This is a genomic window from Rodentibacter rarus (assembly GCF_001998965.1).
Taxonomy (GTDB): domain Bacteria; phylum Pseudomonadota; class Gammaproteobacteria; order Enterobacterales; family Pasteurellaceae; genus Rodentibacter; species Rodentibacter rarus.
The window spans coordinates 1-21,856 of record NZ_MLHJ01000022.1; the positions used below are offsets into that span (position 1 = coordinate 1).

The 21,856-nt window shown below is 40.2% G+C and carries 21 protein-coding genes; 9 read left to right on the top strand and 12 right to left on the bottom strand.

Features of this window, described 5'->3' with window-relative positions:
- Positions 1-415: 415 nt before the first annotated feature.
- On the bottom strand, positions 416-1,891 hold the full coding sequence (locus BKK50_RS03295) for a leucyl aminopeptidase (protein ID WP_077415289.1): 1,476 nt from the start codon (positions 1,889-1,891) through the stop codon (positions 416-418).
- Positions 1,892-2,058: 167 nt separating this feature from the next.
- Between BKK50_RS03295 and lptF the strand changes: the two genes are divergently transcribed.
- Positions 2,059-3,153 (top strand): LPS export ABC transporter permease LptF, encoded by a 1,095-nt coding sequence (lptF, locus tag BKK50_RS03300; protein ID WP_077415291.1) that lies wholly within the window; start codon positions 2,059-2,061, stop codon positions 3,151-3,153.
- Positions 3,154-3,164: 11 nt separating this feature from the next.
- Positions 3,165-4,238 (top strand): LPS export ABC transporter permease LptG, encoded by a 1,074-nt coding sequence (lptG, locus tag BKK50_RS03305; RefSeq protein WP_179108396.1) that lies wholly within the window; start codon positions 3,165-3,167, stop codon positions 4,236-4,238.
- A gap of 98 nt (positions 4,239-4,336) precedes the next feature.
- Here lptG and fbp read toward each other — a convergent pair whose 3' ends face one another.
- The 6 genes from fbp to BKK50_RS03335 all read right to left on the bottom strand — a co-directional run bounded on the left by fbp (position 4,337) and on the right by BKK50_RS03335 (position 10,547).
- Positions 4,337-5,341, bottom strand: a complete 1,005-nt coding sequence (gene fbp / locus BKK50_RS03310; RefSeq protein ID WP_077415293.1) for a class 1 fructose-bisphosphatase — start codon at positions 5,339-5,341, stop codon at positions 4,337-4,339.
- Positions 5,342-5,460: 119 nt separating this feature from the next.
- A complete protein-coding gene (locus BKK50_RS03315; protein ID WP_077415295.1) occupies positions 5,461-6,141 on the bottom strand; it encodes a DUF484 family protein in 681 nt (226 codons plus the stop codon).
- Between the two features lie 67 nt (positions 6,142-6,208).
- Positions 6,209-7,507 (bottom strand): adenylosuccinate synthase, encoded by a 1,299-nt coding sequence (gene purA, locus BKK50_RS03320; RefSeq protein WP_077415297.1) that lies wholly within the window; start codon positions 7,505-7,507, stop codon positions 6,209-6,211.
- 179 nt (positions 7,508-7,686) lie between these two features.
- A complete protein-coding gene (locus tag BKK50_RS03325) occupies positions 7,687-8,475 on the bottom strand; it encodes a hypothetical protein (protein ID WP_077415299.1) in 789 nt (262 codons plus the stop codon).
- A gap of 105 nt (positions 8,476-8,580) precedes the next feature.
- A complete protein-coding gene (lysC, locus tag BKK50_RS03330; RefSeq protein WP_077415329.1) occupies positions 8,581-9,933 on the bottom strand; it encodes a lysine-sensitive aspartokinase 3 in 1,353 nt (450 codons plus the stop codon).
- 245 nt (positions 9,934-10,178) lie between these two features.
- Complete coding sequence (locus BKK50_RS03335; RefSeq protein WP_077415301.1) at positions 10,179-10,547, bottom strand: transcriptional regulator; 369 nt, start codon at positions 10,545-10,547, stop codon at positions 10,179-10,181.
- A gap of 91 nt (positions 10,548-10,638) precedes the next feature.
- Here BKK50_RS03335 and BKK50_RS03340 point away from each other — a divergent pair, with 91 nt between their 5' ends.
- From BKK50_RS03340 to BKK50_RS03355, 4 genes are all read left to right on the top strand, one after another.
- Entirely contained in the window at positions 10,639-11,154 is a 516-nt protein-coding gene (locus tag BKK50_RS03340) for a DUF4234 domain-containing protein (RefSeq protein WP_077415303.1), read from the top strand.
- A 2-nt stretch (positions 11,155-11,156) separates the two neighbouring features.
- Positions 11,157-11,858, top strand: coding sequence for a hypothetical protein (locus tag BKK50_RS03345; RefSeq protein WP_077415305.1), 702 nt, complete (start codon positions 11,157-11,159; stop codon positions 11,856-11,858).
- Between the two features lie 196 nt (positions 11,859-12,054).
- Positions 12,055-12,348 (top strand): hypothetical protein, encoded by a 294-nt coding sequence (locus tag BKK50_RS03350; RefSeq protein WP_077415307.1) that lies wholly within the window; start codon positions 12,055-12,057, stop codon positions 12,346-12,348.
- 7 nt (positions 12,349-12,355) lie between these two features.
- Positions 12,356-13,588, top strand: coding sequence for a hypothetical protein (locus tag BKK50_RS03355; RefSeq protein ID WP_077415309.1), 1,233 nt, complete (start codon positions 12,356-12,358; stop codon positions 13,586-13,588).
- A gap of 166 nt (positions 13,589-13,754) precedes the next feature.
- Here the strand turns inward: BKK50_RS03355 and BKK50_RS03360 are convergent, their stop codons facing one another.
- Positions 13,755-14,456 carry a SanA/YdcF family protein gene (locus tag BKK50_RS03360; protein WP_077415311.1) on the bottom strand — a complete coding sequence of 234 codons (702 nt, stop codon included), beginning with the start codon at positions 14,454-14,456 and terminating at the stop codon, positions 13,755-13,757.
- A gap of 167 nt (positions 14,457-14,623) precedes the next feature.
- On the opposite strand from BKK50_RS03360, the gene metX reads away from it, so the two are divergent.
- On the top strand, positions 14,624-15,703 hold the full coding sequence (metX, locus tag BKK50_RS03365; protein WP_077415313.1) for a homoserine O-acetyltransferase MetX: 1,080 nt from the start codon (positions 14,624-14,626) through the stop codon (positions 15,701-15,703).
- Positions 15,704-15,974: 271 nt separating this feature from the next.
- On the opposite strand, the gene dolP is transcribed toward metX, so the two are convergent.
- The 4 genes from dolP to BKK50_RS03385 form a co-directional block, all read right to left on the bottom strand.
- Entirely contained in the window at positions 15,975-16,556 is a 582-nt protein-coding gene (gene dolP, locus BKK50_RS03370) for a division/outer membrane stress-associated lipid-binding lipoprotein (protein WP_077415315.1), read from the bottom strand.
- A gap of 78 nt (positions 16,557-16,634) precedes the next feature.
- Positions 16,635-17,219, bottom strand: a complete 585-nt coding sequence (locus BKK50_RS03375) for a D-sedoheptulose-7-phosphate isomerase (protein WP_077415317.1) — start codon at positions 17,217-17,219, stop codon at positions 16,635-16,637.
- 14 nt (positions 17,220-17,233) lie between these two features.
- Entirely contained in the window at positions 17,234-17,593 is a 360-nt protein-coding gene (locus BKK50_RS03380) for a YraN family protein (protein ID WP_077415319.1), read from the bottom strand.
- Positions 17,594-19,315: a penicillin-binding protein activator gene (locus BKK50_RS03385; protein ID WP_077415321.1), complete on the bottom strand. Its 1,722-nt coding sequence runs from the start codon at positions 19,313-19,315 to the stop codon at positions 17,594-17,596.
- Between the two features lie 76 nt (positions 19,316-19,391).
- Between BKK50_RS03385 and rsmI the strand changes: the two genes are divergently transcribed.
- Both rsmI and tldD read left to right on the top strand, forming a co-directional pair.
- Positions 19,392-20,237: a 16S rRNA (cytidine(1402)-2'-O)-methyltransferase gene (gene rsmI, locus BKK50_RS03390; RefSeq protein ID WP_077415323.1), complete on the top strand. Its 846-nt coding sequence runs from the start codon at positions 19,392-19,394 to the stop codon at positions 20,235-20,237.
- Between the two features lie 87 nt (positions 20,238-20,324).
- Entirely contained in the window at positions 20,325-21,773 is a 1,449-nt protein-coding gene (gene tldD / locus BKK50_RS03395; protein ID WP_077415325.1) for a metalloprotease TldD, read from the top strand.
- Positions 21,774-21,856: the final 83 nt, after the last annotated feature.

Consider the following 21,856-nt stretch of genomic DNA (forward strand, 5'->3'; position numbering starts at 1 on the left):
AGGGCTAAATTTCAGATTTCGAGCCGTTGAAAAGGCGATTTTTTTGGGAAAAGCGGTAGGGACACACTGCGTGTGTCCGAATTTTAACCTATTGAAATAATTTGATTCTATAACGGACACACGCAGTGTGTCCCTACGTTTTGGTTAAAATTTCTATTTTGTGCATTTGCTACATAATACCGAATTTGTCCCATCAATTTGGTGCATTTATAAGTTAGCTTAAATATTGAAGGCTGTTGAGGCTAAAGTGCTTTAGTTTGCGCTTTATATCATAGCGGCTATATAACGTTTGTTTCGTTCATCAATAAAACAGATTTTAATATTCACCCATAAAAAATCTGCCCCTTAAATCAGTTGGTTGATTTTGTCCAACTTTTGGGGGCAGATTAAAGTGCGGTTAATTTTTATTGGGTTGTTATTTCACTTGATTAATCAAAAATTGAGTTAACAAGGAAACCGGACGACCGGTAGCCCCTTTATTTGCCCCTTGCAACCAGGCGGTGCCGGCGATATCTAAATGAGCCCAGCGGTATTTTTTCGTGAAATGGGATAAGAAAGCCCCTGCTGTGCTTGCGCCGCCCCAACGTCCCCCAATATTGGCAAGATCGGCGAATGGGGATTTGAGCTGTTCTTGGTATTCTTCACCTAATGGTAAACGCCACGCTTTATCCGTGGTTTGCTGTGCGGCATTGAGTAAATCACTGACAAGGTGTTCATCTTCAGACATTAAACCGCTGTTATGTTGCCCCAATGCGACCACGCAAGCACCGGTGAGGGTTGCCACATCGATCACCAATTCCGGCTCAAAGCGTTCTACATAGGTGAGGGTGTCACACAGGACAAGGCGGCCTTCCGCATCGGTATTGAGCACTTCCACCGTTAAGCCATTCATGGTGGTGAGAATATCACCCGGGCGATAAGCATTGCCATCGGGGAGGTTTTCACAACCGGCAAGTACACCAATCACATTTAGAGGTAAATTCAGTTCAGCGAGCACTTTCATTGTCCCGAATACCGAAGCCGCACCGCCCATATCATATTTCATTTCATCCATATCTGCGGCAGGTTTTAACGAGATCCCACCGGCATCAAAGGTTAAACCCTTGCCAACAAGAATAATCGGTTTCGTATTTTTATTCGGTGCATTGTTAAAGTGAAGCACTGACATATAAGCGGGGTTTGTCGATCCTCGAGAAACCGCAAGATAGGCATTCATCCCTAAATCCGCCATCATAGTTTCATCAATGACTTCAAGGGAAAGTGCGGGAGATTTTTCCGCTAAATTTTTCGCTTGGCAGGCAAGATAGGCAGGGTTGCACACATTTGGTGGCATATTGGCGATATCCCGTGCTGCTTTCACGCCCTTTGCAATGGCTTTAGCATGGGCGATAGCCTGTTGTGCTTGTGAGCAATCCGTGTTGAAAATAAGGATTTCGAGTTTGATTGGCTCTGCTTTTTGTGATTTAAATTGATCGAATTGATAGTTGCTATGTTCAATGGTTTCAATGGCGAAACGAATATTCCAGTAAAGGTCACGATGGCTGAGTTCCACCTCGGTTAAACAACACACCGCTTCACGAATATTGCTCTCTTTTAAGGCTTTTAGCATCGCTTGAATAAGTTGTTTGTATTGACGTTCGCTAAGTTCACCTTTTTTACCACAGCCAATAATTAAGATTCGTTTAGCTGCAAGACCATTAAGATCTCGCAATAATAAGGTTTGACCTAATTTCCCGGTGAGCTCGCCTGATTGGATTAAACCATTGAGGTAGCCTTTCGTGGCAAGGTCAATTTCATTGAAACTTTTTGAAAATTCACTGTTCTCATACACACCGATGATAAGACATTCAGCAGCTTGTGAAAGTGCGGTTAATTTGGCTTGATATTTCATTTGATTTCCTTCTTTTTTGACTGTTTAAATCAGCGAAAATAAGGTATCATACGCGGTCAATTTTATCTAGGGGGAGGGGTAATTTAGGCTGATAATACAGGTAAAAAATGATGCATCCAAAGTGCCTATTTCCCCTCAATTTTAATGATAAACAATAATTCTATAAGATGATTTTAACGCGATATTTAACGAAAGAAGTGTTTAAGAGCCAAGTGGCAATTTTGTTCATTTTGCTACTGATTTTTTTCTGCCAGCAACTTGTGCGGGTGCTAAGTTCGGCTGCAAATGGTAATGTGCCTGCGGATTTAGTGTTTTCTTTACTTGGCTTAGGCATGCCGACCATGGCGCAACTTATGTTGCCATTGTGTTTGTTTATTGCCATTTTATTGACCTTTGGGCGTTTATATGCGGAAAGTGAAATCACCGTGATGCGGGCCTGTGGTATCGGGCAGGGAATTTTGGTGCGTGTGGTGTTGATGCTTTCTCTCATCACCGCAGGATTAGCTGCCTATAACGCCCTGTGGCTTTCCCCTTGGGCGGTTCAAAAACAAAGCACGCTGGTGGAAGAAGCAAAGGCTAACCCAACCATGGGGGCGCTGTCTTCCGGTCAATTTATGTCCACCAGTAATAATAATTTTGTGTTGTTTATTGATAGTATCAAAGGCAACGAAATTAATGATGTTTACCTGTTTCAAACCGCCCCTAAAGGGCAGACCAAACCTTCTGTTGTTACCGCAGAAAAGGGACAGTTAAAATCCTTACCCAATGGCGATCAAATCTTGAGTTTGCAAAATACACAACGTGTAGAAGGCACTGCGGCTTTGCCTGATTTTCGTTTCACCCATTTTGCTGAGTATCAGGCTTATTTGGGGTATCAAGCGACAGAAAGTCAATCCGATGAGGCGGCAACCCTTTCTTCCGGTGCATTAATCAAGCAAAATGACCCTGCTGCAAGAGCGGAATTACATTGGCGAATTACGCTGATTTTAGCCGTACCATTGATGGCATTAATTGCTGTGCCACTAAGCCGTGTGAACCCAAGACAAGGGCGTTTTGCGAAGATTTTACCGGCATTATTGCTTTATCTCATTTATTTCTTATTACAAAGTTCATTAAAATCTGCCGGTTCTGCGGGCAAATTAGAGGCATCAATTTTAATGCCTCTTGTCAATGTGGCATTTTTATTCCTTGGCATCGTATTAAATAGTTGGGATAGCGCTGTAATGTATAAATTTCGTCATTTCTTTAGCCGAAAAGGGTAAATAAAATGTTGATGAACACCTTAGACCGTTATATTGGTAAAAGCATTTTAGGGGCGATTTTTGCCACGTTACTCACCCTTGTTGGGTTATCTGCCATCATTAAATTTGTCGAGCAATTCCGTAGTGTGGGGAAGGGGACCTATGATGTTTTGCAGGCAGTAGGCTTTACCTTTTTAACCATTCCGAAAGATGTGGAAACCTTTTTCCCTATGGCAGCATTATTGGGTGCGTTGATTGCTCTCGGTAATTTAGCGAGTCGTAGTGAATTGGTGGTAATGCAATCTGCGGGTTTTTCCCGTTTTAAAATCGGATTAGCGGTGATGAAGACCGCCTTACCGTTAGTGATCTTAACGATGGTGATGGGGGAATGGGGAATTCCGCAAACAGAACAATTTGCTCGTGATATGCGAACTCGAGCTATTTCCGGTGGTTCAATGCTTTCCGTAAAAAACGGTGTTTGGGCGAAAGATGGGAATCATTTTATTTATGTGCGTCAAGTCTCGGAGAATACGACATTAAACGATGTGTATATTTATACTTTTGACGACAAGCGAACCCTTACACAATTAAAGCATGCGAATCAAGCAACCTATTTAGCAGAAGACAATAAGTGGCAATTGCGTCAAGTGAGCGACTCAAAAATTCAAAAGGAAGAGATTAGTACCACAAACCGTTTAACGGAATCTTGGGAAACAAATTTAACGCCGGATAAATTAGGGGCTGTTTCTTTTCGACCAACTTCCTTATCGATCAGTGGGTTATATGAATATATCGCCTTTTTAAAAGAAACAGGGCAAGATGTTCGCCGTTTTGAGCTGACCTTTTGGCGTAAAATATTCCAACCGCTGTCTGTGGGGGTAATGATGATGTTGGCGCTATCGTTTATCTTTGGCTCCTTGCGCAGTGTGACAGCAGGGGCGAGAATTGTAACGGGAATCTGTTTCGGTTTTCTCTTTTATGTGGTGAACGAAATTTTCGGGCAAATGAGCGTGGTTTATAATATGCCGGCAATCGTGGGGGCACTCATTCCAAGTTTATTATTCATTACCATTATTTGGTGGTTACTGAGCCGAAAACGGGATTAGATTTCATCAAGTTATTAATAAAGTGCGGTCGATTTCAAATGCGTTTTAAAACATCAATGAAATCGACCGCACTTTGTTTTTATATGAAATTGAAGGGATTAATCTTCTTTAAATTCCATCATCATTTCTTGGGCTTTGCGAACCATTTCTTCCGAACCCACAAACAAAGGCACCCGTTCGTGCAATTCTTTAGGTTCAATATCTAAAATTCGGCGATAACCGTCAGTGGCTAATCCCCCGGCTTGTTCAGCCAAAAATGCCATAGGGTTGCCTTCATAAAGTAAACGTAATTTTCCTTTTGGATAGTTGGTTGCGCTCGGATAAATATAGATCCCACCTTTTAATAAATTGCGGTGAAAATCTGCCACAAGCGAGCCAATATAGCGTGAGGCATAAGGGCGTTGGGTGGCTTTATCTTCCTCTTGGCAATATTTAATGTATTTCTTCACCCCTTGTGGGAATTTGAGATATTGCCCCTCATTAATGGAATAAATTCGCCCTGTTTTCGGCATTTTCATATTTTCATGGGAAAGGCAAAATGTGCCGATTGAAGGATCGTAGGTAAATCCGTTCACCCCGTTTCCGGTGGTATAAACCAACATAGTGGATGAACCATAGACAATATAGCCGGCTGCTACTTGCTTGTTGCCGGGTTGAAGGAAATCTTCCATCGTCACCGGGGTACCAATGGGTGAAATACGGCGATAAATAGAGAAAATAGTTCCTACGGAAACATTGACATCAATATTAGAAGAGCCATCAAGCGGGTCGGTTAAAATCACGTATTTTGCATTGCGACCCCGTTCCGTATCAAAGGCAATAAAACTTTCTTCTTCTTCGGAAGCAAATCCCGCCACTTCTTCATGGGCCATTAATGTGGCTTTCATCGTGTTATGGGCAAACAGATCGAGTTTCATTTGGCTTTCGCCCTGTACGTTTTCCACACCGGACAGCCCGAGAATATTGACTAATCCTGCTTTGTTAATGTCTCGGTGAATGATTTTGGCGAGTAATCGAATTGATGACAAAATCCCGCTTAATTCGCCTTTTGCATTGGGATATTCCGCTTGGCGTTCCACAATAAATTCACTTAAGGTTTTCATACTATTTCCTTTCAGGTTGAGATTGCGGAGATTATATGCCATTTGACATTTTCCCAAAAAAGCCAAATTTCAATAATGAGATCTCGATCACAAAGATTTTATGTTTATAAAACAAGAGATTAGCAAATCCTTTCGCTGAGATGTTTTTCCAAATGAATATCCACAATATCCACTAAATGCTTGAGGAAGGAAATGTCCTGCCCAGGGTGAAATCGTTGTGTATCACGGGAGCGGAAGAGCAAAAGTGCGGTGGGTTTATGGGTATTTTTTGTGCCCAGTAAACAGCAAGCGATAGAGCCAATAGGAAATTCTTCCGGCAAAAAGAGTAGGGATTTTTCTTTACCGCTTAATTCACCTAAATAGAATTGACGCAAGCTCAAACGCTCTAGCCGAATAATTTCAAAGGCGTTGCGATCAATCCAAAAAGAGGAGGGGAGAGTTGCCGTTTTTTTCCAACTATCGGTAAAAAGAAGAAGTTTAGCGCCCTCTAATTCATAAGATTTCGCCCATTGATCTAATTTCTTTTCTACTGAAAACAAATCTTGAGCTTGAAATAATTTCTTTTGGAGTGGGATTAAGGCGAAGAAAATGTCCGATTCTTGGCGGCCTAATTGGTGAAATTTTTCAAGTTGTGCGGTTAGGCTGGTAATCTCTTGACGATATTGGGCGAGTTGGGCTTCAATGAGTGAAACCGTCCCTTTTGTTGAATGATGAAAAGTCAGTTTTTTTAAGAGTAAAGGGTGGTTGTTAAAGAAATCGGGATGGGTTTCAAGATAATCAATAATAGCTTGTTCGTTCATAATTTATGGATAAAACAGCAGAAAAAAAGACCGCACTTTCAAAGTGCGGTCGGAAAATTGAAAATATTTAAGCACCGAACGGATCACGTAAAATCATAGTTTCCACACGGTCAGGTCCTGTTGAGAGAATATCAACGGGCACGCCGGTCACTTCTTCGATACGCTTGATGTAGTTTAGGCAGTTTTGCGGCAATTTATTGACATCAGTCACACGGAAAGTGTCTTCTTTCCAGCCCGGTAAAGTTTCATAAATCGGTTCAACCCCTTCCCAATCTTTGGCGGCAAGCGGGGCATATTCCACAATCTCGCCATTTGGCATTTTATATGCCACGCAGATTTTGACTTCATCAAAGCCATCTAATACATCCAGTTTTGTCATACAGAAACCGGAAATCGAATTGAGTTGGATAGCACGGCGAATAGCAACGGCATCAAACCAACCACAACGGCGGGCACGACCGGTTACCGCACCAAATTCATTCCCCTTACGGGCAATCTTTGCACCGATCTCATCAAATAATTCGGTAGTGAATGGCCCTCCGCCCACACGGGTACAGTAGGCTTTAATGATACCCAACACATAATCAAGATGACGAGGACCGAAACCTGAGCCGGTTGCAACGCCCCCTGCGGTAGTGTTTGAACTGGTGACGTACGGATAAGTACCATGGTCGATATCTAACATCGTCCCTTGTGCGCCTTCAAAGAGAATGTTATCGCCATTTTTACGGGCGGTGTCTAAAATTGTGGTGATATCTGCCACCATACCGGTGATAATATCGGCTACCGCCATCACCTCATCTAAGGTTTTTTGATAATCAACGGCATCCACTTTATAGTAGTTGACTAATTGGAAATTATAGTAATCAAGGATATTTTTCAGTTTTTCCGCAAAGGCTGCTTTGTCGAAGAGATCGCCAACTCGCAAACCACGTCGTGCCACTTTATCTTCATAAGCCGGACCAATACCACGACCGGTCGTACCAATGGCTTTTTTACCTAACGCTGCTTCACGTGCATGATCCATCGCCACGTGATAAGGGAGAATTAAAGGGCAAGCTTCGGAGATTAATAAACGCTCACGGACATTAATACCACGGCTTTCAAGTTCGCCCATTTCTTGCATTAATGCGGCAGGTGAAAGGACAACACCATTACCGATAAGACAAGTCACATCCTGGCGTAAAATACCGGATGGAATCAAACGCAATACGGTTTTTTCACCATTAATAATGAGTGTGTGTCCGGCGTTATGACCGCCCTGATAGCGCACAACATAGTTGACGCGATCCGTTAATAAGTCAACAATTTTACCCTTACCTTCATCGCCCCATTGAGCACCCAGGATAACGACACTTTTTCCCATAATTTCCACCTTTTAAATTTGGATTGATAAAATGAATAACCAAGCATTGGTATTTTTGATTATTCTAAAAAATTAAATTCTGCATTTTAGTCGTGAGATCATAGCGACTTAGAACGAATCACGGCTCGCTATATTAAACTATTCTGCCATGACTTTCTACCTTTGATACGCCCTCAATTTTAAGATAAATCAATGGTTTTTTGCTTCCGAAGAAACAAAAAGCGACATAATCCGAGTAATAAACCGATTCCTGCCCCTATACCGTGCCAGCTATTTCGCCCTGTTGCTTCAGGGGGTTGTGGTGTTTTGGTGAAATGATAGGCTGTAAATTGCTCATCTAACGGACTAACGGATTTCATCATATTTAATTTTCCTTGCCAATCTTGACGTTCTACCGCACCACCATAAGGAATATAACCTAAATTGAGTTCTGTTGCGGTTTTCACTTGGGTAAATAAATTTTTCCACTGAAGAATAAGATCATCGTACATCACTTTTCTTGTGAGGGTATTATTGTTCTCAAGAAGTGACGAAAGTAACGCTTGTGCCCCTTCCGATTCATTAAGTATGAGGGTAATTTTTCCTGTGTTATCGTTTAGCGGTTGGAAATGGGTATTTTTGATTAAATCGTTCAATAGTTCAGCGTTGCTTGTAGGGCTTTCACCGATTTTTTGCTTGTAATAAGGGGTATTTTCCCAAAACTGTTTGAGGTTGTTATAAGAAACCAATTGCTCAGTAAAATTTTGATAGATCCATTCCGGTACTTTATTTTCTGCATTATCTTTTCCCTTTATCAGGTGGTACATCGAGAAGAGTGAATAATAATTCCCTAACTCGCTGAGTCTAGGGTGAGTGATTTCTGCCTCTATTTTCCATTTGGGGTTTAGCCAATAACTTGATGCGTAACCTATCCCCGCACAAAGTGCGGTCGAAATGATGACAGTTTTTAATTTTTGTAAGAATGACATACAAATTTCCTGTTGATATCTGTTAGCGATAATAAAATCGAAATCACTTTTGAGATGGCTCAAAAAGCGATTTCGATTTATAGATTTAATGAAAATGGAGGAATATTATTCAAAGAGCGATTTATGTAGCGAACGCACGACCTCATCAGCATATTCGCTTTGTACCAACATACAAATATTATTGGTGCTAGCGCCATAGCTAATCATACGAACACTGTAAGGTTCCAGCGTGTCAAAAATACGTTTTGCTACCCCGGCGGCAATGTGTAAATCGTTGCCGATGAGCGCCACTAAAGCCAACCCGGTATCCACTTTCACCGTGCAATATTCTCTTAACGCTTCTAATAATTCACCGGAAAGTAATTCCGTACCGGATGAGGTTGAACCGGTTTTATCTAAGGTTAAAGCAACACTAATTTCCGATGTGGTAATGGTATCCACGGAAATTTTGTGTTTCGCTAAAATACTGAATACATTAGCTAAAAAGCCTTGTGCGTGAAGCATACTCAGGCTTGAAAGAGTTAATAGGGTTTGATCACGGCGTAATGCAATGGCTCGGAAAGTCGGGCGGGGCTGAGGGTCGCGTGTTACCCAAGTGCCGCCATCTTGTGGCGCTTTGCTTGAACCCACATAAACCGGAATATTGCTACGAACAGCAGGGAGCAACGTGGCTGGGTGAAGCACTTTAGCGCCGAAGGTCGCCATTTCAGCGGCTTCCGCAAAACTCATGGTATCAATACGTTGTGCGGTTGGCACAATTCGAGGATCTGTTGTATAAATGCCGGCAACATCTGTCCAAATTAATACATCTTTTGCATTAAGCACTTCAGCTAATAAGGCGGCGGAATAGTCGCTACCACCACGCCCTAGAGTCGTTGTTTTACCACTGGGCTCACGACCGATAAAACCTTGCGTAATGATTAATTCGCCACGGTCGATTAACGGTTTTAAAACACGGTCACTATTGGCTTGGGTTTGTTCATCGTTTGGTGCCGCTTTACCAAAATGGCTATTGGTTGCCACGATGTCACGCACATCAAGCCAAGTGGCAGTGGTATTTTGTTCACGTAGGATTTCAATAAAAATTTGCGTAGACATCATTTCGCCATGGCTGATGAGTTCATCAGTCAAAGCTGCGGATGTAGCAAGACTTGCCGCTTCGGAAAGATATTCAATATTCTCAATGTATTTTTCAATAATCGGGCGCACACAGCTGTCATCTTTGAGCTCGTTCAAAATATTTTCTTGAATTGACCGCACTTCGCCCACCAATTTTCTGCGTTCTTCCGCTTCCACACCGTTTGCGAGGGCAACCAAAAGGTTGGTGACACCGGCAGAGGCAGAGAGCACCACAACGCGGGTATTGGGATCGGCAATAATAATTTTTGCGCAAGCTGTCATTGCAGCGTGATTCGCCACAGAAGTACCACCAAATTTGGCGACAGATAAATGAGACATCATGTAATTCTCCCTGTAAATAAAAATATTAAAGATTGTGTTTGCAGGGCTATAGAAATAACGATTTCACCAAAAATTGTCAAACAAAAATAGCTAAAAAATTGTGCTAATTCAAAAAAATTTAATAGGCTACTAAGAGATAAATAGAGGGGAGGTTAAAGTGCAAAAAATAAACAATCAAAATGTTTGCCCCAAGATGATCTAAATCCATAAACATTATAAAAAGATAATGTATTCGCTAAGCATTAGCTTTCGTTTGAAGTCCTAAACACGCTAATTAAATTAATGAGAACGGTTTTCTGTTGAGCAGTTAACTTTGTAATCATACTCATTAAAGCTTCATCAAGTGGATCTGTTAATGTTTCCTGTCCGCCATATCTTAACCACTTTGGTTCAACCTTCAACCAAACTCCCAATGTTTCAATTTTATCTAGTGAGGGTATCGCTAACCCGTTCAACCACTTATGTACTGCCTGTTGAGTGACGGATTCATTTGGGTGCTGAAGATTAAACTTAGTAGCAATTTCACTCGTTTTTAAATGCGATAAACCTGCTGCGGAGAGCGCTAAATGGAGTCTGGCGGCAAATTTTTGTTTTTCTGTTTGAATTTTCATAAGTAGATTATGAAATAATTCAAAAAATGGTTGTAAACTTATATGGTTTTTATATAAACTATTTTGGTTTATTTTTGTTTAGGAGTTATCTATGTATCAGGTTGATCAACCACAAGATCGTATTTCCACGCTTAACTTAGTATTACTCAGCTTTGTGACTTGTGGAATCTATTCAATCATCTATCTATGGCGAATAATTCCGTCACTTATCCAATATACCCAAAAATCCTTTAAATATAGGGATTTTTTACTTGCGATTACAATTTGTTTAGGGGTGAGCATATTAATGACGAGTTTTTCTTATGAAATGGCAATGACGTTTGTCAATGATTATCTTGAAGGAATTGATAGTGAGTCGGATTTTTCTGAGTATATGCTCGGCGTTCAAGTATTTGATTTATTAGCATCTTTTCTTGCTCTTGCAAGCGGCATACTTTATATCATTTTATCCTTTAAATTACGCACTTTTATTGAAGAATATGCGAAGGAGAAACAAATTAATTTATCTACAAATAAGGTTATGACTTTTTTCTTCAGCATTTTTTATATTAATTATCTTATCAATCAAACTTTAACCTTAGAAGAAAACCAAAAAACGGGAGCTTAATTATGACTACTGAAAATAAAAAAATCTTTAGCCCAAAAATTATTATTGGTTCTATTATGAGTTTTATTGCCACAGTTTTAGGAATTGTAGCAGTATTTTTTCCTGATTTATTGAATTTACAAAAAAATAGAATAAAGGAGTATTCAATATTTATATATGATAAATCTGATGTGGCTGGTCTTTACAATTTTTTGGATAAAAATAGAGAGTCAGTTATTAATTTAAAGATAGCATATTGTTCAACAGGATTTAATGGTGCGTTTGAATTTGAAGAAGCATATGAAGAAACAGAGGAAATTATTAGAAGAGAAGATGGCAATTCTCCATATGTTCTAGTAAGTGGAAAAGTAATAGAAGAAGGTGGTATAGCCGCAACAAGAAATGAAGGACATTTTGAATTTTTAGATTTTGGAGAAATATTGCCTATTAATAATTTCATGCTTTTTGTTAATAAGAAATCAGATGAAAATAAATCATACGCACATTATTGGGAATATAATGGTGCAGAATATGATAAAGAATATGAACAATACAGAGAAAAATGTAATATTATTCCTGGTTCTAAATGGAGAGATGATGCTCCGCCTAGTATAGGGTTACTTTCCGGTACATTTTATTTAACTTCTGGTCCTGCTATTGATTCAGTTTACACGCTTGCATTAGAACCTTTAACCCAAGCAGAATTAAAACTCAAAAATTATTAAGGGGAATAAAATGCAAACTAAGAATAGCTTAAAAGAAGCAAAGAAAACGAAGAATAGAATTGTTTATCGAGCAAAATGCCTTGATTGCAAATATGAATGGACAAGCCGTAATACGGGAAAAACACCAAATTATTGCCCAAAGTGCTATAAGCGTAGAATAGAAATTAGACCTTTACCTTAAGGAGATTGAATTATTATGTCACAACAATGTAAACCAAAAGGAATTTGCCCATTTTGTTTGGAAGAGGTACAAGCAAAAATTATAGAAGAAAATACTCTTCGGCGTGATAAATGCCAATGCCCAAATTGCAATGGAACGATTTTTATTTGTCGTAAACCGGGTTGTAATAATTATGCGAAAGGTGGGGAGATTTACGATGATGAGCTTTGTCCTGGTTGTACTTCTGAAATATCTGGAATGATTCTACCTACTGTTGTGATGGGCATTGTTGGTGTGGTTACAAAAAAATTATTCGGTGAAGAGGATTAAAGTATCTATGAAATCTAAAAATATTTTATTACCGTTGCTGTGTTTCGTTGTGTTGGGTTGTGATGATCCTAAAAAAGCAAACAATGAGAACTTTGAAAGGGTAATTTCTTCGCATATAAATAATGCTTTAGCTTGTACTGATTTTGTACCTACAATAGATAATCATAAAAAATTAAATTCCGAATTAAAATATTGGACGACAAAAACAGATTTTGCTAAGTTAGTTAAAATTATTAAATTTACTAATATGCGTGTAGAGTCATTTCCGGATAAGATTGAGAAAGTTCAAGATAAAGGGTATTTGATTGATCCTGATTTATCTCCGTTACTAGATTATTTTCATTTAATGGAAAAGTATAAAATTGTAGAAAAAATAGATGGCTCACCTGACTTACTAAGTTTGTGGGAATCACAAAAACGTAATATTCCAATAACTAAGGCAATTGATTATAATGATACTTATTTATTTGAGCATCAAGAACAAGATACTAGAGAGCGTGATATTAAACTAGAAATGTTGAATCAATCAAAAGCCATATTTGATCAATATAGAGAGATGATTATTAATGAGGAATATGACAAAGTTGTTAATACTATAAAAAATGATCCCGATTATATTAATTATCAAGAAAATACCCCTGTGTTATCTTCAGGAGATAAATTATCAATAAAAGAAAGAGCAAAAGGAGAGTTACTAAATAAAATTTTTTGGTTTGTTCGACCTGCAGGACTGATAGGTAGACCTGAAAATCCCAAAGACTTTGAGGTTGCCATAGTTGAGCCAATAAAAGAAGCTATTGCTCGTGAGAATGAAATTATATTAGAAAGAGAAGAAAAAATAACGAGAATAAAAAAACAGTATGAAACTCAAATTAATTTGAGAAAAGAAGAATTAAAAAATTATCTACAGGCTCCTATATATTATTTAAGTGATTTTGGTAAAAAAATTTCTGAGAAGGGTATAAATTGGGGGACATATTCTGACTTAACTATCTGTTATGGAACCTATAAGAATCCTAATATAATAAGATTTACGGAGCCTTATGTTGACAAAAATTTTGGATACACGGTAACAGATGTTGTATATACTCTTGATATTGAAGAATTACCTGAATTAAAAGGGCTTTTTTCTGAAGCTAATTTTAAATTATTTTATCAAGAATATTATCTGGATAAGCTAAAAAAACAGCAACATAAAATCAAGCTGGTTTTAGGTGGAAATGGATGGTATGTAGAGTAATTCTACTTTTTATATTAGAAATTAGGAGGTTATCGGATAAACGATAGATCTCTTTTTTATTTTGTAGTCTTTGTGCTGTATTCTAGATCAAAATTATAGAACGCCTAATTTTTAACAATATAAAGTCGATTTTATTTAATGAAATTGGATAAAAAATTTAGATAACTTATTGATTCTCTGGGAGTGGAAGGGGTTCCGGTTCGCCTAAAAAATAAGGTTGAATCCCTAAAATTAAGTCAAAGAGTGCCTTTATACGGGCAAATATTTCTCGAATGCGGGTGCCAAAGTAGACTTCCGGTTGCTTTGCGGTGAAGCAAATAGCATCAATATTGTGATATTTTGCAATCAACAATGCGCGTTCGCAGTGAAATTTTTGACTGATGATAGTATAGGCAGGGAGTTGAAAAACTTTATCAGCTCTGATGACGGAATCCAGTGTGCGAAAACCGGCAAAATCTTGAAAAAGTCGATCTTCGGAAATCCCCATTTGGCGTAAATCTCGGAACATCGTACGAGGTTCGTTGTATTGTAATGTGCGGTTATCGCCACTAAGAAGCAGGGCGCTCACTTTTTGGTTGTCAATCAACATTTTGGCTGCCACAAGGCGATGGCTGTAGTAATCATTAGTTTTACCCGTAGCGATATATTTTGAGGTGCCGAGTACAATTGCATAAGGACGATAAGGAAGTTGTTCGATGTGTTCAAATACACGCTCCCGCACGTAAAAGCTAATGCTTTGATCGATGGTGATGCAGGTCAAAAGTAGGAGCCCCCCCACACCACAGATAAGGCGAATCATTTTTTTCAAATGAAAACGCTGCCAAAAAGAAAGTGCGGTCATTTTTAATGTTGTTTTTGAATTAATCATAGTGCCTAACATAATGAAAACTTGGGATAAGTTCAAGCTGAATTTTGCATTTCTCTCCCTGCTGTCGATGGGGGGTATTTAGCCGTTTAGACGGCTAAAATTTCTTGACAAAGAAAATAAGCTGTTGATAATTGAAAGCATCTTTTATTTTACGCAATGGGTTTTCAATGTCTGTGCAAAATGTGGTGCTTTTTCAGGATCATCCTCTCAAACTTATGCTGGGCGGTGAGATTTCACCCATTCAGGTGGCGTATCAAACCTATGGAATATTGAATGCCGATAAAAGCAATGCAGTGCTGATTTGCCACGCACTTACCGGTGATGCGGAGCCTTATTTTTCCAATGGTGAACAAAATGGTTGGTGGCAGAATTTTATGGGGGACGGGCTGGCATTGGATACTTCTCGTTATTTCTTCATTTGCTCCAACGTATTGGGTGGCTGCAAAGGCACAACCGGTCCGGCCTCTGTTAATCCTAAAACAGGTAAACCCTATGGGAGCCAATTTCCGGCTATTACAGTACAGGATATTGTGCGTGTACAGAAAGTCTTGATAGATTATTTAGGGATTACGCATTTAAAAGCTGTGATTGGCGGATCCTTCGGGGGAATGCAGGCGACCCAGTGGGGGATTGATTATCCGGATTTTGTGGATAATATCGTCAATCTTTGTTCGTCACTTTTTTTCAGCGCAGAAGCTATCGGTTTTAATCATGTGATGCGTCAAGCAGTGATTAATGATCCTCATTTCAACGGTGGAGATTATTATGATGGAACCCCACCCCATCAGGGGTTATCCATTGCCAGAATGTTAGGTATGCTGACGTATCGTACCGATTTACAACTTGCCAAAGCCTTTGGACGCGCGGCAAAATCGGAAGGGGATTTTTGGGGCGATTATTTCCAAGTGGAATCCTATTTGAGCTATCAGGGCAAAAAATTTCTTGAACGTTTCGATGCCAATAGCTATCTTCATTTATTGCGGGCATTGGATATGTATGATCCCGGTTTGGGCTATCCCGATGTGAAAACCGCACTGTCACGTATTAAAGCACACTACACCCTCGTTTCTGTTACGACAGATCAATTGTTCAAATCCGTGGATTTACACAAAAGCAAACAGTTGTTAGAGCACAGTCAGGTTGTGTTGAATTTTCACGAATTCCCATCCATTTATGGGCACGATGCCTTTTTGGTGGATTATGATGGGTTTGATAAATGGATTAGAGAAGGGCTAGCTAAAAAGTAATAATGGAGGCGGTGTTTAAATATTTTTCAAGGTAAAAAAGTGCGGTCATAAATTTTCTTGATTTTTTCAATATTATGTAGCAGTTGCACAACGTTATTTTGTTCGCTTTGTAGTGAGATATTGTGTGTGTCCGTTATAAAATCAAATTATTTCAATATGTTGCAAGCGGATACACACAGTGTACCCTCAAGTGATAGCTTTTGTACATTTATTACACAACACTGGATTTTTGACCGCACTTTTATCGCTAAAATCATTTTTCGTGAAAAAATCAATGCAAGTATTTAAACACTTTAATCACCTTTTGTACCCCGCTAATTTTGCTGGCAATATCTGCGGCGGCATCCGCTTGGGCTTGTGTGACATTACCTAATAAGAACACTTCGCCATTTTCCGTGATGACTTTTACATCTGTTGATTTCACTCGGTCATCAACGAGCATTTTGGATTTCACTTGTGTGGTGATCCAACTGTCTTTACTGATTTGCCCGATGGTGATTTTCGGGCCTATACGCAGTTCGTTATAAACATCGGTGACACCCTCAACGCCTTTGGCAAGATCCGTTGCCGTGGATTTTGTACTTTCGCTTGGCACCTGACCGATTAATAATACACGAGCACTGTAAGAAACGGCATTTACCCGTGCTTCCGAGCTGATTTGTTCATCTTTATCCAGGGCATTTTCTACTCTAAATTCAAGGGTTTCATCATCAACTTGTGTGCCCATTGTACGAGGATCCGTGGCGACCTTTGTTCCTGCTGCGGCACCGCCAAGTAAGGCGGCAACACAGCCTTGTAAAAGGATTGAAGCCATTAAAATCAATACCGGTTTTTTGAATGAGGTGAGTGTCATTTGTTTCTCCTTTACTTAAATGGATCAGTCAGTTAGTCAAAGGAATCATCGGATAGTTTAATGATTGCAAGCATTTTATCAAACTCTTGGGAATAATGTGTGATCAATGAGTTCGCAAATGGCATTAATAACAAATAAATGGTTTTCCAAAATTCGGCTTTCCTTATGAGTTGGAATGGAAATTTCCAAATCCTGTTCTGCTAATAAACCTTGAATGGCATCATTATTTGAACCGGTTAGTGCAATCACGCGAATTTCTTTGCTTACCGCATTGGCAATGGTGTTGAGCACGGTTTTTTCCGAGCCTAATGGGGCAAAGGCAATGAGCAAATCACCGGGTTTTGCCATGGCGTTAAATTGATGTTGATAGAGATTTTCCGGTGAGTGATCAAAAACTAATGAAGATCCGACCGCACTTTCTAGGCTGAGTAGCACAGAGGGAAAACTTGGGCGTTCAATCTCATAGCGATTTAGGAGATTAGACACTAAAAATTGAGCATTCGCATAGGAGCGTGCAATACCACAGGCAATCACTTTATTGCCGCTAAGTAAGCATTGAATCACCTTTTGGCTTGCATTGGCAATATTTTCCGTGAGCAAACTGGAGGCGGAAATTTGAATTTGTATGCTTTCGCTATAAATATCTTTAACTTGTTGTAACATCATTGAAAATTAAATTAATCAAGAAAATTAGGAAGCCATTGAATCTCTTGTGCATTTTTACCAAAAGCGATGAGATCAAAACGGCAGTCGGCATCTTCTAAACTGAGATTTTGCTTGGCAAGCCAAAGATTGGCGGCATCAAGCCATTTTTGTTGTTTATGCCAATCGACACTGTCAATGGCCGAACCAAAGCGGGTATTTGAACGTTGGCGGACTTCGACAAACACAATGGTCTGTCCATCTTGCATAATAAGATCGAGTTCACCACATTTAAAAAACTGATTGGCCGCAATAAAACGCAATCCCTTTGATTCTAAAAAAAGGCGGGCTTGATGCTCAAAGCCCGCTCCTTGTTGACGTTTTAAGGAAAACATTTAGTTAGCGACCGGCACGATTTGCCCACCTTGATATTGGAACCACGTCATATCACGTTCTACATTACAGCTTGGACCGGCACTTAATAGCCCGGTTAAACCGCTTAATTGATACCCTGGTACTTGGCGTAGTTCATTAAAATGGTTAATCAATAGCCAAGCATCCGATCCCATCGCATATAAGCGCATAAGTTGATATTCATTGCCGGTTGAACTTGCCACTTTTTGATATTGGCTAGAGGTGGATTCTTTAAAGAAGGGAATATCACTGAATTGTACACCGTTCATTTGAGCCGCATATTCAGTCGAATGACCCGCAGCATTGGCTCGGGAACTGGCATAAATTTTCACATTCGGGAGACTGTTTGCCAAATAACCTTTTATTTCTGCCAGTTCTTCTGGGTTTGCGAGCGCATAAAGTGCGGTTGAATTTGCCCCATTTTCTTGGAAGAAATACGGTACATCGGCAGTTAAGTTATAGTAACGAATATTGGCATCGGTTGAAGCTAATTGTTGCCAACGAACATTGAACGCATTGCCTACCCGCTGACCCAATTCATTTTGTGGCATGGCAACAACCGGGTGGCGAATTCCATCATTCCACATTTTGGTGGCGGCAGATTCGGCTTCATCTTCCGGTGATAAGCCGTAGTAGCACATTTGATTAATCGCGTGCGTATTTTGTGTGGTGTTTAAGGCTAATATATCAATGCCTTGCACTGTAGTCGGGTTGTTAATAATAGCATCGACATTCTGTTTTAAAAGTGGCCCAACCAAGGTTTTCACCCCCGCTTGTTTGGCTTGAACTAGAATATCCTCAATGGAGTAAGTGGCTGAGTCAAAAATTTGTACCGGAATGGTGGAATTGCCTTTGGCATCGTTAAACCCGGATAAAATGGTATTTCCTAATATTTGACCGTCACCACTGACAGGCAAAATTAAACCGATTTGGGCAAGATTGGTTTGTTGGAAATTTAACAAACTTTGCAATTCTTTTGGAAAAAGGGTCGCTGCCGTATGGTTAGGATAAGCCGATTTCCAATTTTGCAATGTTTGGCTTAATTGTACCGGCTGACGAAGATTATCATTGTAAGCTTTAATTAACGTTAGCCAACCACCAAGTGCCGCATTGCCTTCATCTGAGGCATTATTGATTACACCTGAATTAGCAGAACGCAACAACGCCCAAGTTTTATCCACATTCTCTTGGCGGCGCTGTACATCAGAAAGGTTTTCATCCATTTTGATGCGGGCTTTCACTGCTTCAATCACCTCTTTACGATTTTCTGCAATGCTTGCTTGGGTTTCATAATAACGTGATTTTTGAGAAGGGCTGAGTTTTTTAAGATCAATCAAACGTAATTGGCTTTCAGCGACCTCGCTTGATCCTTTCGCTGCAGAAAGACGGGCTTCAATTAACGAACGATCAAGTTTTTGTGCCTCATTTAATTCCCCTAATTCCGCTAAAATGGCTTCTGATTGCGGGATTTTGTTTTCGCTGATTAATGCTCGAGCGGCGAGGAGTTTATAGGTTTCTTTATCTTCTGCATTTTGGGCTTGTTCCAATTTATTCATATAAAATTCGGAACTGGCATTGGCATCTCGTTGTAGGGTTTCGGTGAAACTGCTGCCAAATAAATTGGAACAGCCGGCTAATGCAACGGATAATAAAATTGGCATTAAACGTTTTTTAAAACCTGTGCCTTGTAATAGAATAGCCATATTCGTTTTGCTCCGTTATGGATGAGTCAATAATGGGAGCGATCTTACTGACCTCGAACCTTAAAAGCAAACAAAAATGAATGATTTAAGCGGAATTTTATATATTGTGGCAACCCCTATCGGTAATTTAAAAGATATTACCCAGCGAGCCTTAGACACCTTTTCTCAAGTGGATCTCATTGCTGCAGAAGATACTCGTCATAGTGGCTTATTGCTCAGTCACTATGGCATTAAAAAGCCATTTTTTGCATTGCACGATCATAATGAGCAAGAGAAAGCCGCAGTTTTGGTGGAAAAACTGAAACAAGGGAAACATATTGCATTAATTTCCGATGCCGGCACCCCTTTAATTAGCGATCCCGGTTTTCATTTGGTTCGTCAATGTCGGGAGGCGGGAATTGCTGTGGTGCCTTTACCCGGGGCTTGTGCGGCGATTACGGCACTTTGTGCTTCCGGTATTGCCTCAGATCGTTTTTGTTTTGAAGGGTTTTTACCGGCAAAAAGCAAAGCCCGCCGAGATAAACTGGAAAAGGTAGCTGAAGAAGAACGCACGTTGATTTTTTACGAATCTACCCACCGCATTTTGGATACCCTTGCCGATATGCAAGAGGTGTTGGGGGAAGCGCGCTATGTGGTGTTGGCGCGTGAGCTGACAAAAACATGGGAAACTATTGTGGGCGATACCGTGGTAAATTTACGCCAATGGTTGAGCGAAGATCCCAACCGAACCAAAGGTGAAATGGTATTAATTGTAGAAGGCAAAACCAAGCAGGAAAGTGAGGCGGAATTCTCACCTTTGGCGATTAAAGCCCTCACCTTAATGGCACAAGAATTACCCCTTAAAAAAGCGGCGGCGATTGTGGCGGAATTATACGGTTATAAGAAAAATGCCTTGTATCAATTTGGGTTAGAAAATTTATAAGCGGTTTGTTCTAAAAAAACTCGCTGTTTTTTGACCGCACTTTTTTGAGTTCACGTTGAGATAAATTTTATATTTACGGAGAAAAATATGTTAAAGCAGGTTTCGGAAAGTTTACTGACTCCAAGCCAGTTATCCACCAAAGAATTATTGAATATTTTCGATTTAATGTCGCATCGTCATATTGACTATGCTGATCTCTATTTTCAGCTTAGCCAAGATGAAAATTGGGTGTTGGAAGACGGTATTATTAAAGAGGGCGGTTTTCACATTGATCGAGGAGTAGGTGTTCGTGCCGTATCCGGTGAGAAAACCGGTTTTGCTTATTCGGATCAAATTAGTCTTGACTCACTGCAACAATGTGCTAATGCGGTGAAAGGGATTGGGCAAAGCAAACAAGGCAATATTATCGTGCCGACCGCACTCAATGCGGTCGATCCTATTAGGCGTTATGCGGCAATTAACCCGCTGGAAACCCTTTCGAAAGAAAAGAAAATTGAATTATTACATTTAGTTGATCGCACAGCCCGAGCTGAAGATCCTCGTGTCACCCGAGTGTCTGCCAGTTTAAGTGCCGTTTATGAAGAAGTCTTAGTGATGGCAACAGACGGAACATTGGCGGCAGATATTCGCCCACTCGTACGTTTGTCTATTTCTGTGTTAGTTGAGGAAGATGGCAAACGTGAGCGGGGAAGTTGTGGCTCCGGTGGACGATTTGGATTGGACTGGTTTTTTGAAACCGTTGATGGTGATATTCGGACCGTCAATTTTGCGAAAGAAGCGCTTCGTCAAGCTTTGGTGAATTTAGGGGCGGTGGCCGCACCGGCAGGGTTAATGCCCGTTGTGTTGGGGGCAGGATGGCCCGGGGTGCTTTTGCATGAAGCGGTAGGGCATGGCTTAGAAGGGGATTTTAATCGTAAAGAAAGCTCTTTATTTAGCGGAAAAATTGGCGAATTAGTAACCTCTCCACTTTGCACGATTGTGGATGACGGCACGCTTGCCAATCGCCGAGGGTCGCTCACGATTGATGATGAAGGGGTGCCAAGCCAATGTAACGTGCTGATAAAAGACGGTATTTTGCAAGGTTATATGCAAGATAAAATGAATGCCCGTTTAATGGGCGTGAAGCCTACCGGAAACGGTCGTCGTGAGTCTTACGCCCATTTACCGATGCCACGCATGACCAATACTTATATGCTGGCGGGGCAGAGTCAGTTTGAGGATTTAATCGCTTCGGTGGATCACGGCGTTTATGCGCCGCACTTTGGTGGTGGGCAAGTGGATATTACTTCAGGTAAATTTGTGTTTTCTACCTCAGAGGCCTATCTGATTGAGAAAGGAAAAATCACCAAACCGGTAAAAGGGGTAACGCTAATTGGTAGCGGTATTGAGGTGATGCAAAAAATTTCTATGGTGGCCGATAAATCAGAGTTGGATTTAGGCATTGGGGTTTGTGGAAAAGACGGACAAAGCGTGCCGGTGGGGGTGGGGCAACCTGCGTTGAAAATTGATGAAATTACGGTGGGTGGCACAAATTAACAGTATTATGTAGTTGTTGCACAAATTTTATTTTTGTAGGCTCATACGCAGTCTATCCACTTATATTTTATAACGGACACACG